Source organism: Streptomyces sp. SLBN-118, from assembly GCF_006715635.1.
Taxonomy (GTDB): Bacteria; Actinomycetota; Actinomycetes; order Streptomycetales; family Streptomycetaceae; genus Streptomyces.
This window is the reverse complement of the sequence record NZ_VFNP01000001.1, coordinates 1798620-1810815: the sequence shown is the minus strand read 5'-3', so window position 1 is coordinate 1810815 and position 12196 is coordinate 1798620. Positions and strand designations below refer to the sequence as shown.

At 67.1% G+C, this 12196-nt stretch carries 10 protein-coding genes; all 10 read left to right on the top strand.

The features are described 5' to 3' along the window. Positions 1 to 268 precede the first annotated feature (268 nt). On the top strand, positions 269 to 958 hold the full coding sequence (locus FBY35_RS08210; RefSeq protein WP_142213141.1) for an HAD family phosphatase: 690 nt from the start codon (positions 269 to 271) through the stop codon (positions 956 to 958). A 362-nt stretch (positions 959 to 1320) separates the two neighbouring features. Further along, on the top strand, positions 1321 to 2046 hold the full coding sequence (locus tag FBY35_RS08205; protein ID WP_142213140.1) for an anti-sigma regulatory factor: 726 nt from the start codon (positions 1321 to 1323) through the stop codon (positions 2044 to 2046). A 44-nt stretch (positions 2047 to 2090) separates the two neighbouring features. Then, positions 2091 to 3680: a GMC family oxidoreductase gene (locus FBY35_RS08200; protein ID WP_142213139.1), complete on the top strand. Its 1590-nt coding sequence runs from the start codon at positions 2091 to 2093 to the stop codon at positions 3678 to 3680. Between the two features lie 38 nt (positions 3681 to 3718). After that, positions 3719 to 4759 (top strand): LacI family DNA-binding transcriptional regulator, encoded by a 1041-nt coding sequence (locus FBY35_RS08195; protein ID WP_160159247.1) that lies wholly within the window; start codon positions 3719 to 3721, stop codon positions 4757 to 4759. Further along, positions 4756 to 5784: a Gfo/Idh/MocA family protein gene (locus tag FBY35_RS08190; protein ID WP_142213137.1), complete on the top strand. Its 1029-nt coding sequence runs from the start codon at positions 4756 to 4758 to the stop codon at positions 5782 to 5784. The genes FBY35_RS08195 and FBY35_RS08190 overlap by 4 nt, the downstream gene beginning before the upstream one ends. Then, positions 5781 to 7376 carry an acyl CoA:acetate/3-ketoacid CoA transferase gene (locus FBY35_RS08185; RefSeq protein WP_142213136.1) on the top strand — a complete coding sequence of 532 codons (1596 nt, stop codon included), beginning with the start codon at positions 5781 to 5783 and terminating at the stop codon, positions 7374 to 7376. The genes FBY35_RS08190 and FBY35_RS08185 overlap by 4 nt, the downstream gene beginning before the upstream one ends. After that, complete coding sequence (locus tag FBY35_RS08180) at positions 7373 to 8167, top strand: enoyl-CoA hydratase/isomerase family protein (RefSeq protein WP_142213135.1); 795 nt, start codon at positions 7373 to 7375, stop codon at positions 8165 to 8167. Before FBY35_RS08185 ends, FBY35_RS08180 begins: the two co-directional genes overlap by 4 nt. A gap of 22 nt (positions 8168 to 8189) precedes the next feature. After that, the gene (locus tag FBY35_RS08175) at positions 8190 to 9689 is read left to right on the top strand and encodes an aldehyde dehydrogenase family protein (protein ID WP_142213134.1); all 1500 of its coding nucleotides are present in this window, start codon (positions 8190 to 8192) and stop codon (positions 9687 to 9689) included. 2 nt (positions 9690 to 9691) lie between these two features. Next, positions 9692 to 10867 carry a glycoside hydrolase family 88 protein gene (locus FBY35_RS08170; RefSeq protein ID WP_186356881.1) on the top strand — a complete coding sequence of 392 codons (1176 nt, stop codon included), beginning with the start codon at positions 9692 to 9694 and terminating at the stop codon, positions 10865 to 10867. Between the two features lie 61 nt (positions 10868 to 10928). After that, positions 10929 to 12194, top strand: coding sequence for an ABC transporter substrate-binding protein (locus tag FBY35_RS08165; RefSeq protein ID WP_142213133.1), 1266 nt, complete (start codon positions 10929 to 10931; stop codon positions 12192 to 12194). Positions 12195 to 12196 lie beyond the last annotated feature (2 nt).

The following is a 12196-nucleotide window of genomic DNA, read 5'->3' as shown; positions in this document are numbered from 1 at the left end:
GGGCCGGCGCACTCATGCCCCGGTTTCGACGCATTTGAAGAAAGCTACGACACGTCATCAGCGGTTCGCTCACGCTCTCAGCGACCAACAGATCGCCGAACTCCGGCGCCTGACGCCGGAGACGAAACCGAAGAACGCCACCCACTGGTCGACCCGATATCGCGGCAGCCAGGCAAGGCAGCACTCCTGTACGAGACCGACGTACCGTGGCTTGGTCCGGGAACGGGCCCAAGGGCGCTCTGAGACGCCCGGGTGGCATGCTGGGCGCATGCGCAGAGCCATCATTCCGGCCGTGATATTCGACCTCGACGGCACTCTCGTGGACAGCGAGCCCAATTACTACGAGTCGGCGCGCCGCCTGTTCGCCGACCACGGCGTCGAGGGGTACAGCTGGGCACGCCACTGCGAGTTCATTGGCATCGGAACCAGGGAGACCCTTCAGATTCTGCGTGAGCAGTACAGCGTCGAGGCGACTGTGGACGAACTCTTGTCCGTCCAGAACGGCTATTACCTGGAGCTCGCCAGCCATTCGACGGCAGTCTTCCCCCAGATGCGGAGGTTGGTCGGCCTGCTGCACGCGGCCGGGCATCCGATGGCCGTCGCCTCGGGGTCTTCCCCCGCTGCCATCGACGCAGTGCGCGGCGGAACCGGGCTGTCCGAGCTGATACCTCTCACCGTTTCCGCCGAGGAAGTTGTCCACGGTAAGCCTGCCCCCGACATCTTCCTGGAGGCCGCGAGACGGCTGGGTGTCGATCCGGCCGACTGCGTGGTGATCGAGGATGCCGCACCCGGCGCCGAGGCGGCGAACCGGGCGGGGATCCGATGCATCGCCGTTCCCACGGCTGCCGTACCCAGTGGCACGTTCCCCACCGCGGGCTTGGTCATCCGCGGTGGCCAGGCAGCGTTCAGCGCCGAGACGGCCTATGACTGGATCACCAGCAACTCGACCACCGGCTGACGCGCCGCCGGGGCAAGGCTCGCCCCTGGCGGGTCGAGATCACTGCCAGGATTCTCCCCCGAAGGGCTTGACATAGAACCGATGCGCGGATTTAGATTGGTCTAAATTCATTTAGATCGGTCTAAATGAGTGAGCCGAGGTGACCGGCTCCGGGCGGCACCTCACATGTCAACGGGGCGACCGAGTCTGGCAGGCTCCGGCGCCCCGGCCGTTGAGGGCGGCCCAGGGCGCTGCCTGCAGGTCGCGCGCCAACACCGCCGCAGTCCCCACGGTGCGGGCCGCAGTCGGCCCGCATTGTCCGCCGCGCCGCCCTCGTTGCCCGAGGGTGGCGGCGAAGGCGCGGAGAAGGAAACGGAACTCCCATGAGTAGTGCCGAGCACATCCCGGAGCCGCAGCGGCCTGCGGAGCCGTACGGGATACTGACCGGTCAGGACCACACGCTGCGGGTCTGGCGTTTGGACGGCGATAGCCGGGATCTTTCTACGTTGCGGCATCAGGTCAGGGCCGTCGCCCAGGAGTGGGCCGCCGATCCAGATGCGGTCATGGAGATCGAACTGGTGGTCTCCGAGCTCGCCGGCAATGCAGTGCGCCACGCAGGGGGCGCCTACACCGTCACGATCGCCCGGCAGGCAGCCGACGGGAGCCTGGTGCTGGAGGTGGCTGATGGTTCGGTCCAGATGCCCAGGACATACGACGCCGGTGGCGACAGCCTGGTGTCCGACTCGGGCCGCGGACTGCAGATTGTGTCGGCCTGCGCGAGCGCATGGGGGTGCCGGGTCGTCGGTAGCGGGAAAGCCGTATGGGCCCACTTTTCAGCGCCGGCGCGCCCCGCCGAAGGCTCCACCCCTCTTCATGAGGGTGACCGCGGCGCCGGGCTGCGGCACGATGAGACGGCTTGGTCGGCGACCCCCGTTCCCGGCTGGATCGGCACCCCTCAGGCTCGCCGGCCCCGGTCGTTGCGGCGGCGCACTGTCGCCGTCCTGCTGGCGCTGTACCGTGTCGCGACTCCGAGAGTAGGCCGCCCGGTCGGGTCGGGCTCTCAGATTGTCGCGTCGGATCCCTTGACGTTCGACACGCGAGCCATTTAGATCGGTCCAATGCAAATTTAGAACGTTCTAATGGAGGCCCTGTCATGGTCGCTGACCACTTCACCTACGTCGTCGTGGGCGCTGGTGCTGCAGGGTGTGTGGTGGCGAACCGGCTCAGTGCGAATCCGGACCACCGGGTGCTCTTGCTTGAGGCCGGTCCGCCGGACAGGTCGCCGCTGATCCACATGCCGGTCGGGTTCACCAAGCTCACGAGCCCCAAGGTCAACTGGAGATTCGAGACTGTTCCGCAACGTCAACTCGGCGGTCGTCGGATGTACTTCCCTCAGGGACGCACTCTGGGCGGCAGCACATCGATCAACGCCATGATCTATATCCGCGGCCACCGGCTGGACTACGACGAGTGGCGGGACGTCGGCAACAAGGGATGGGGCTACGAGGATGTTCTGCCGTACTTCATGAAGTCCGAGCAGAACGAGCGGCTGGCGGACGCCTACCACGGCACGACAGGCCCGATGAGCGTGGTCGAGCAACTCATGCATAACCCGCTGACCAAAGCTTTTGTGCGAGCCGGCCAAGAGATCGGTCTGCCCTACAGTCACGACTTCAACGGTGCGGAGCAGGACGGCGTCGGCTACTACGACGTCACCCAGCGCAACGCCCGTCGGGAGAGCGCTGCCACCGCCTATCTGCGCCCGGTGCGGCAGCGCCCCAACCTGACCGTCGTGACCGAGGCGACCGCCACCGGGGTAGTCGTCGGGGGCGGCAGAGCGGTCGGCGTACGGTACCTGCATGGTAGGCAGGAGAAGATCGCCTATGCCGAAGGCGAGGTGATCCTCAGCGGAGGTGCGATCAACTCCCCCAAACTGCTGCTGCTTTCGGGGATCGGTCCGGGTAACGAGCTGCGCGAACTCGGTGTTCCTGTGGTCCATGACCTGCCGGGTGTCGGGAAGAACCTTCAGGACCACATGGATGTGTACGTCACCGCGGAAACGGCTCCGGTGAGCTACAACCAGGAGGACCGCTGGGACCGGGCGCTTCGCCACGGCCTGCAGTACGCGTTGTTCCGCACCGGCCCGGTGACGGCCTGTGTGGCGGAGGCGGGGGCATTCATCCGCAGCGGTGACGAGGTGCGCTCGCCCGACATCCAGATTCACTGCCTGCCGGCGTATGTCATCGACCATGGCCGCCAACGCGTGAAGGGACACGGCGTCACTATCAACACCTGCAATCTGCGCCCGAGAAGCATCGGAGAGGTGACGCTGCGTTCAGCCGATCCGCTCGACGCACCGGCGGTGGACCCGAACTTCCTTGACGACCCGTATGACTGGAAGATTTCGATGACGGCCTTTGAAAAGGGCCGCGAGCTGCTCGCCACGTCCGCATTCGCGCCGCTGATCAAGCGGGAGCACATGCCCGGTGCGGAGGCGCGGACGGCCAAGGAGATCCGCGACTACATCAGGCAGTGGGCGAAGACCGACTACCACCCGGTCGGTACGTGCAAGATGGGGCACGACGATCTTGCGGTGGTCGACACGGATCTGCGTGTGCGCGGTCTGGCCGGGCTCCGCGTGGTGGACGCATCCATCATGCCGAAGCTGATCAGCGGCAACACCCAGGCGCCGTCGATCATGATCGGCGAGAAGGGTGCCGCCCAGATTCTGGGTGAGGCATGACCAACGCGGCGGGGCGGAACGAGGGAGTGGGCAAGGGTATGGGTAAAGAAAGGGTCACGCTGGCCGACGTCGCCGTCGACGCGGAGGTCTCGCGCGCCACGGTGTCGCTGGTCCTGCGCGAGAGCCCGCTGGTGGCTGCGTCGACCCGGGCTCGTGTGCGTGCGTCGATGGAGAAGCTCGGATATGTCTACCACCGTGGCGCGGCCAGCCTGCGCAGCCGCCGGTCGCACACCGTTGGGCTCGTCGTCACAGAAGTGTCCAACCCGTTCTTCGCCGAACTCACCGTCGGTGTGGAGGCCGCACTCGCCGACGCGGGGATCGTGGTCCTGCTGGGTCACAACTATGAGTCGACGGCCAAACAGGCCGACCTGCTCAGGGTGATCCCCGAATACGGCGCGGACGGCCTGCTCATCACCCCGGCCCAGAACACGACGGCCGAACAGCTGGCGCCGCTGGTCGCCGCCCGCGTGCCGCATTTGCTCCTCGTCCGGTACGTCCCGGGGCATCCGGCGTCCTACGTGGGAATCGACAATGTGCTGGGCGCCCGAGCGGCGACCGAGCACCTGCTGTGGCACGGCGCCCGCAAGGTCGCCTTCCTCGGTGGTCCGGAGAGTTCCTCGGCACGGCGTGACCGTCGCCAGGGTGTGGAGGAGGCGTTGGCCGCGCACCGCCGCAGGCTTGTCGCCTCCAGATCGGTCCCCACCCCGGCCACCCGCCAGGGCGGTTATGACGCCGCTCTGGCGTTGCTGGGGCGAAAGGACCGGCCCGACGCCATTGTCTGTTACAGCGACATCGTCGCCTTCGGTGTCCTGCTCGCCTGCGACGAACTCGGCATCCGGGTCGGCGAGGACGTCCTGGTCACAGGATTCGACGACATCGCGGAGTCCGCCCTGCAGCACCCGGCCCTGACGACGATCGCGATGCGGCCGCGTGAGCTCGGCGAGCGGGCCGCGCGGCTGCTCATCCAGCAGATAGAAGAGCCGGACGCGCCCTTGGTGAACGACGTGAGTGTCCCGGAACTGATAGTGCGGCGCTCCTGCGGCTGCCGCCCTGACAGAACGAAGGAGAAGGCCGTATGAGCAGGCCGTTGCGATGGGTGCTGGTCGGGGCGAGCGATATCGCCGCCACGCGCATGATCCCCGCTATGCGGGCGCTCGGGCAGGAGCCCGTCGCCGTACTGAGCAGCAGCGTGGACCGCGGCAAAACCTTCGCCGAGAAACACGATGTGCCGGCGGTGGTGGCGACCCTCGATGACGCGCTGTCCGTGCCGGCGGACGCCGTCTACGTCAGCACCACCAACGAGCTGCACCGGGACCAGGCGGTCGCAGCCGCAGCCGCGGGGCGGCACGTGCTGTGCGAGAAGCCGCTGGCGATGACGCTGGAGGATGCAGCGGACGTGGTACGCGCTGCCCGCACGGCGGATGTCGTCCTCGGCACCAACCACCACCTGCGCGGTTCGCCGGTTATTAGAACGATCCAACGCCTGGTCGCCGCGGGAGCCGTGGGCCGGCCACTGGCCGTGCGCATCCACCATGCCGTGGAGCTGCCGCAGCGGCTGCGAGGCTGGCGATTGGATCGTCCCGACGCCGGCGGCGGGGTGGTGCTGGACATCACCGTGCATGACGCGGACGTGCTGCGGTTCGTGCTCGGACGGGAGGTACGCGATGCCACGGCTACGGCCGTGAACCAGGGACTTGCTGCCCCGGGCCTGTACGACGCGGCAATGGCCGTGCTGCGCATGGACGACGACGTGCTCGCCTATGCCCATGACGCGTTCACGGTCCCCCACGCGGGCACAGCCCTGGAGGTCCACGGCACCGAAGCCTCACTCGTCGCCACGGAAGCGATGACGCAGGAACCCGACGGCGACGTCGTCCTGCGCCGTCGCGGAACCGTCTCGCCGGTGCAGGCGGGGCCGCGTGAGGACCTGTATGTCACCGGGCTGCGTGCCTTCGCAGACGCGACTGAGGGCCGGGGCCGGCCGTTGGCGACCGGCGTCGACGGCTTCGCGTCACTCGCCATCGCCCTCGCCGTCCGCGACGCCCTGCACACCGGCACCCGGATCCCTGTGACCCCGACCATAGCCGTGGAGAACGCAGCATGACGCGGACCAAAGTGATCAGTGCGGCCGAGGCTGCTGACCTTGTGCCGGAAGGCGCTACGGTGAGCATTAGCTCTTCGAGTGGACTTGGCTGCCCCGACGCCGTACTTCGGGCCATCGGCGTGCGATTCGCCTCGACCGGGGCGCCGAGCGGTCTGACGACCGTGCACCCCATTGCGGCCGGTGACATGTACGGCATCAAGGGCATCGACCATCTCGCGCAGCCTGGTCTGCTGCATCGGATCTTCGCAGGGTCCTATCCCAGTGGTCCCTCGTCGGCTGACCCGCCCTTGGTCCGCAAGCTCATCGAGGCAAGTGAGATCCAGGCGTACAACCTGCCCTCCGGTGTGCTGTTCCAGATGCACCGGTCCGCCGCCACCGGACAGCCGGGCGTCCTGACCACCGTCGGGCTCGACACCTTCATCGACCCGCGACGCGAGGGCGGACGGATGAACGGCGTGACGCCGGAGTTCGTCCGTGTCGAACACTTCGACGGGCGCGAGTGGCTGTACTTTCCGACGGTGCCGGTCGATGTTGCGGTCATCCGCGGTACCACCGCGGATGAGCACGGCAACATCACCATGGAGGACGAGGGGGCGCCGCTGGGCGCCCTGGACCAGGCGCTGGCCGCGCGCAGCAACGGCGGCATCGTGATCGCACAGGTCAAACGGGTCGCCGAGGGCCGCTCGTTGCCCGCCCAACAGGTCAGGGTGCCGGGGATCCTCGTCGACCGCGTCGTCGTGGACCCCGACCAGTTGCAGACTACGCAGATTGCCTACGACCCGGCGCTCGCGGGGACGCTGCGCCGCCCGCTGGCGGAGGTGGAACCCGCGCAGTTCGGGCTCGAAAAGATCATCGCGCGGCGGGCGGCGATGGAACTTTCCCGGGGGGCGGTGGTCAACCTGGGGTTCGGTATTTCCGCACTGGTTCCGCGGGTTCTGCTCGAAGAGGGCTGTCATGAGGAGGTCACCTGGGTCATCGAACAGGGCCCGATCGGCGGCTTTCCGCTCACCGGGTTCGCCTTCGGCTGTGCGCTCAACCCTCAGGCGATCCTGCCTTCCTCCGACCAGTTCACCCTGCTGCAAAGTGGAGGCTTCGACACCGCGATGCTGTCGTTCCTCGAAATCGACACCGAGGGCAATATCAACGTGTCCGCCCTGCCCGGCCGCTCCCATGTCACCGCCGGAGTCGGCGGCTTCGCCGACATCACGGCCAACGCCCGGCACCTGGTCTTCAGCGGCTATTTCACCGCCGGCCGCCGCGAAATTGACGTCGATGCAGGCGAGTTGCGGCTGATCAGCGACGGGAATGTGCCCAAACTCGTCGAGAAAGTCCGACAAGTCACCTTCAGTGGACGGCGCGCCGTGGCCAACGGACAGCGCGTCACGGTTGTCACGGAACGGTGTGTCATGCAGCTCTGCCCCGAGGGCCTGACTGTCACTGAGGTCGCTCCCGGCATCGACCTCGAGCGCGACGTGCTCGACCGCGCCGCCTATCCGCTCCAGGTCAGTTCCCAGCTGACGGTCATGGACCCCCGCCTGTTCCGGCCCGAACCCCTTCGTCTCCAGCTGCCCGACGCGGGAGAACTTCGATGAATGACATCCCAGAGCCCAACGAGGGCATCGTACGACTCGAACGTCGCGGCGACGTCGCGGTCATCACGCTGGCACGACCGGACAAGCTCAACGCGCTGACCCCTGCCATGCTGCGGCAACTGGCGAGCCACACGCAGGCCATCGACAGTGACGACAGCATTCTGGTGGTCCTGGTCACCGCGGAAGGCGATCGGGCCTTCTGTGCCGGAGCCGACCTCAACGCCTTCGCCGACCACGATCCACTGGCCGTTTGGCGGCACTGGGTGCACGTCGGCCACGACGCCCTGCGGCAGCTCGCCTCGCTCCGGCAGCCGAGTATCGCCGTCCTCCACGCCGGAGCGTACGGCGGCGGCCTGGAACTGGCGATGGCATGCGACCTGCGGGTCGCCGCGGGCACTGCCCGTCTCGGGCTTCCGGAAGTCGGCATCGGCACTCTCCCGGGATGGGGCGGCACGGCACGACTGGCTTCCTTGATCGGACCCGCAAGGGCCAAACGGCTGGTGCTCACCGGTGAACTCCTCGACGCGGAGACGGCCCAGCAATGGGGACTGGTCGACGAGGTCGCGCCGCCCGGCGAGACGGCTGCGGCGGCGGAGCGGCTCGCCGCCCTCATTGCCAGCCGCGGTCCGGTGGCCGTGCAGTTGGCCAAGCAGGTCCTCACCCACGCCACACCGTCCAACGCCGAGGCGCTGGAGGCTCTCGCAGGAGCGCTGTCCGCCGTCACCGACGACCGTGCGGAGGGCTTGGCGGCCTTCCATGAACGTCGCACGCCCAGATTCCACGGCCAGTGAATCCCCCTTGGAGCCCCTTGCCATGACCACTGTTGAATCGATCCAACCACGGCGCTACTCGATGCTCATCGACGGCGAACGCATCGACGCGGAGGACGCCCGGCGGTTCACCCGGACCAGTCCGGCCCACGATGTCGTTGTCGGCGCATTCATCGAAGCCACCACCGATGAAGTTGACCGGGCGGTCCAGGCCGCGCGGACAGCATTCGACGACGGACGCTGGAGCGGCCTACCGGGCACGACCCGAGCCCGCCACCTGCGCCGGGTCGCCGCGCTGGTGGAGGAACGAGCCGAAGAACTCGCCCGCGTGGAGGCATTGGAGAGCGGCAAGCCGATCAGCCAGGCCCGCGGCGAGGTCGCGGCCACCGCGGAGCTGTGGTACTACGCTGCGACCCTCGCTCAACATGCCTACGGAGATTCCCACAACGCCCTGGGGAGCGAGTACCTCGGTCTGGCCCTGCGGGAGCCGGCAGGCGTCGTCGGCATCATCACCCCTTGGAACTTCCCACTGCTCATCGTCAGCCAGAAACTCCCCTTCGCTCTCGCCGTCGGCTGCACCGCGGTGGTCAAACCCAGTCAGCTCACTCCCGGCACCACGCTGCTGCTCGGCGAGCTAGTGACCGCGGCGGGCCTCCCGGACGGAGTGGTCAACATCATCACCGGCAAGGGCGGCGTCGGATCGCAGCTCAGCGAGCACCCGCTCGTCGACGTGATGTCCTTTACCGGGTCCACGGAGGTGGGCAAGAAGGTGATGGCCGCCGCGGCACAGACCCTCAAGCGAGTCGAGCTTGAGCTGGGCGGCAAGAACCCCCAGGTCGTCTTCCCTGGCGCCGACCTCGACGCCGCCGTTGACGCCGTGGTCTTCGGAGTCCTGTTCAATCAGGGCGAATGCTGCAACTCCGGCAGCCGGCTGCTCGTCCACCGGGACATCGCCGATGACTTCGTGGCCCGAGTCGTCGAGAAGGCGCGCCGGGTCGTGGTCGGCGATCCCCTCGACGATCGCACCAAGGTCGGTGCGATCGCCAGCCAAGAGCAGCTGGACACCATCGAGCGGCTCGTCGGCGAAGGCGTCACGGCCGGCGCCGAGCTGCTCCTGGGAGGCCACCGCCTGCCCACCTCCGCCGGTCGCTTCTACGCCCCCACAGTCCTCGACGGTGTCACGCCCGATATGTCCGTCGCGGATACCGAGATCTTCGGACCGGTGCTGTCCGTCCTACGGTTCGACTCGCTCGACGAAGCAGTCTCGATCACCAACAGCACTCCCTACGGTCTGTCGGCGGGAGTGTGGACGCGGGACGTAGACACCGCGGTGGAATACGCCCGCCGCACCCGTGCGGGGACGGTGTGGGTGAACTGCTTCATGGACGGCTTCCCCGAACTCAGCTTCGGCGGCTACGGCGAGAGCGGCCTGGGCCGTGAGCTCGGCCGCCACGCGATCGAGGCATTCACCGAGCTCAAGAGCGTGGTGGTGCACACGGGGCCACGACGGAACCCCTGGATCCCTGCGGACGGAGCAAACTGACGATGACCACAAGAACTCCCACCGCCCTGGGCGCGGGCTCCTTCGAGCCACCCGCATCGCTGTGCGCCGCGGCCGAACGGGCCATGGACGCCGCTCAGGCGAAGGTCGACCGACTCGTGACCGCCCATCCCGACTACTTCCCGCTCTATACAGAGCAAGGGAAGTGGCACCACCCCAAGGAGGCATGGACCAACTGGTGCGAGGGGTTTCTCGGCGGCCAGATGTGGATCTTCGCCGAAACCACCGGCGACCCGTTGTGGCGCGGCCGAGCCGAGCACTACTCCCTGCTGGTGGAGGAGCGCAAGCACGACCGGTCCGTCCATGACCTGGGTTTCGTCTTCTGGCCGACCTGGAAGCGGTGGTACGACCTGACCGGTGACAGTTCACGCAACGACGTGGTCGTCACCGCGGGAAAGACGATGGGCCTGCGCTACAACCCGACGGGTCGTTACCTTCGATCCTTTCTCGCCCCTGACAGCCTGTTCATCGACATCATGATGAACGTCGGCATCGTCCTCTACGCCGCACAGCACAGCGGCGATGAGGCCCTGTTGGCACTGGCGCACGAGCACTGCCGGACCACCCGTCGACATCTGGTCCGCGGTGACGGGAGTACTGCGCACGAAGGCATCTTCGATGTTCACACCGGAGAGTTCCTGCGCCAGAGCACACAGCAGGGCTGGCGGGCGGACTCCTCGTGGGCACGCGGCCAGACCTGGGCGTTGTACGGCTTCGGTACCTGCTATGCACTCACCGGCGAGGCACAGTACCTGGACACGTCCATTGCCTGCGCCGACTACTACATCGACTGCACCACCGACCAGCTGGTCCCGCCCAACGACTGGAGCGAGCCGCGCCCCCGGCTGCCGTATGAGAGCTCAGCAGCGGCCATCGCTGCCAGCGGACTGCTGCAACTGGCGGACCTGGTGGATGAGCAACGGGCCGTGCGCTACCGGCACCATGCCTTCTCCACGCTTGAGCGCCTGTGCCACGAGTCTTTCCTGGCGGGGCCGGACGATCCCTGGGAGGGGCTGCTGAAGCACGCCTCCTATCACGAAGCCAAGGGCCTCGGCGTCGACGAAAGCGTCATGTGGGGCGATTACTTCCTCGTCGAAGCCCTGCACAAGGTACTCGGCGGCACCCGCACCGCCGCAGCCATCAGAACCCCATCGGCCTGACCCCCGCTCAAGGTACGGGCGCTGCCCGCTACCAGCGTGAAGGAAGAGAAGGAGCAGCTGCATGAGAAGAACCATCCCGTGGGCGACGGCGCTCGTCATAGCGTCCGCGCTGACCGCAACCGCCTGTGGAGGCCCCCTCGGCAGTGGTGGCACAGAGGGAAACAAGCTTGAGGTCTTCTCCTGGTGGACCTCGGGTTCGGAAGCCACCGCCCTCGATGCCCTCGTCACCCAGTTCAAGAAGGACAATCCCGGCACACAGGTGAAGAACGGAGCCGTCTCCGGCGGCGGCGGTTCCAACGCCCAGCAGGTGCTGCAAACCCGGCTGGCGGGCGGTAACCCGCCCGACACGTGGCAGGCTCATCCCGGCAAGGCGATAAGCGAACTCATCGACAACCGCCTGGCCCTCGATGTGACGGACGTTTACGAGGCGAACAAGTGGAAGTCCGTCATGCCGAAGGCGATGGTCGACGCCATGAGCAAGAACGGCCGAGTCTACGGAGTTCTCACCGGCGTCCACCGCGGGAACGTTCTGTGGTTCAACAAGGCCGTGCTGGCAAAAGCAGGCGTCAAGGTCGGCAAGAGCATGAACTGGCAGGGCTTCAACCAGGCGATCCAGAAGCTGCAGGACAAAGACATAAGGCCGTTGTGCCTCGGCGACAAGGACATCTTCGCCTCCGCCGAGGTTCTGGAGAACCTGCTCGTAGGCCGCCTGGGTGCGGACGGCTGGAACAAGCTGGTCGACGGCAAGACCCCATGGTCCGACCCGAAGGTCCGCGCCGGCGTCAAGGACTACATGCAGTTGCTCGGCAAGGCCAACGATGACCACTCCGCAATGACCTGGGACCAGGCGGTCAAGCTGATGGCCGACGGCGGCTGCGGCTTCAACACGATGGGCGACTGGGCGTACGGGGAACTCCTCAAGTACGGCAAGGCCGACGGCAAGGACTTCGGTTACGTAGCCTTCCCCGGCGCGGACAACACCTTCGTCGCGGTCGGCGACGCCTTCGTCGCCTCGGCCGCCACGAAGAACCCGACTTTGGTGAACAAGTGGCTGGCCTCCGTCGGCAGCAAGGAAAGCCAGCTGGCGTTCAACAAGGCCAAGGGCTCGACCCCGGTGCGCACCGATGTCGATGTCTCGTCGCTCGGCGCATATCAGCAGGCCGCGGCGAAGACCTTCCGTACGGGAACCCTGGTGAACACGCTCGTCCACGGCCAGGCCACCTCGCCGCAGTTCCAGCAGGCGTTCTTCGACGCGATCAACCAGCTCAACACGGACAACGACATCGGCGCCTTCGCCAAGACGCTGGACGCCGCCGCGAAGGAATGACG

Excerpts from the sequence above, each read along its gene's own strand:
- FBY35_RS08210 (WP_142213141.1), top strand. The coding sequence starts at position 269 with ATGCGCAGAGCCATCATTCCGGCCGTGATATTCGACCTCGACGGCACT.
- FBY35_RS08205 (WP_142213140.1), top strand. The coding sequence starts at position 1,321 with ATGAGTAGTGCCGAGCACATCCCGGAGCCGCAGCGGCCTGCGGAGCCG.
- FBY35_RS08200 (WP_142213139.1), top strand. The coding sequence starts at position 2,091 with ATGGTCGCTGACCACTTCACCTACGTCGTCGTGGGCGCTGGTGCTGCA.
- FBY35_RS08195 (WP_160159247.1), top strand. The coding sequence starts at position 3,719 with ATGGGTAAAGAAAGGGTCACGCTGGCCGACGTCGCCGTCGACGCGGAG.
- FBY35_RS08190 (WP_142213137.1), top strand. The coding sequence starts at position 4,756 with ATGAGCAGGCCGTTGCGATGGGTGCTGGTCGGGGCGAGCGATATCGCC.
- FBY35_RS08185 (WP_142213136.1), top strand. The coding sequence starts at position 5,781 with ATGACGCGGACCAAAGTGATCAGTGCGGCCGAGGCTGCTGACCTTGTG.
- FBY35_RS08180 (WP_142213135.1), top strand. The coding sequence starts at position 7,373 with ATGAATGACATCCCAGAGCCCAACGAGGGCATCGTACGACTCGAACGT.
- FBY35_RS08175 (WP_142213134.1), top strand. The coding sequence starts at position 8,190 with ATGACCACTGTTGAATCGATCCAACCACGGCGCTACTCGATGCTCATC.
- FBY35_RS08170 (WP_186356881.1), top strand. The coding sequence starts at position 9,692 with ATGACCACAAGAACTCCCACCGCCCTGGGCGCGGGCTCCTTCGAGCCA.
- FBY35_RS08165 (WP_142213133.1), top strand. The coding sequence starts at position 10,929 with ATGAGAAGAACCATCCCGTGGGCGACGGCGCTCGTCATAGCGTCCGCG.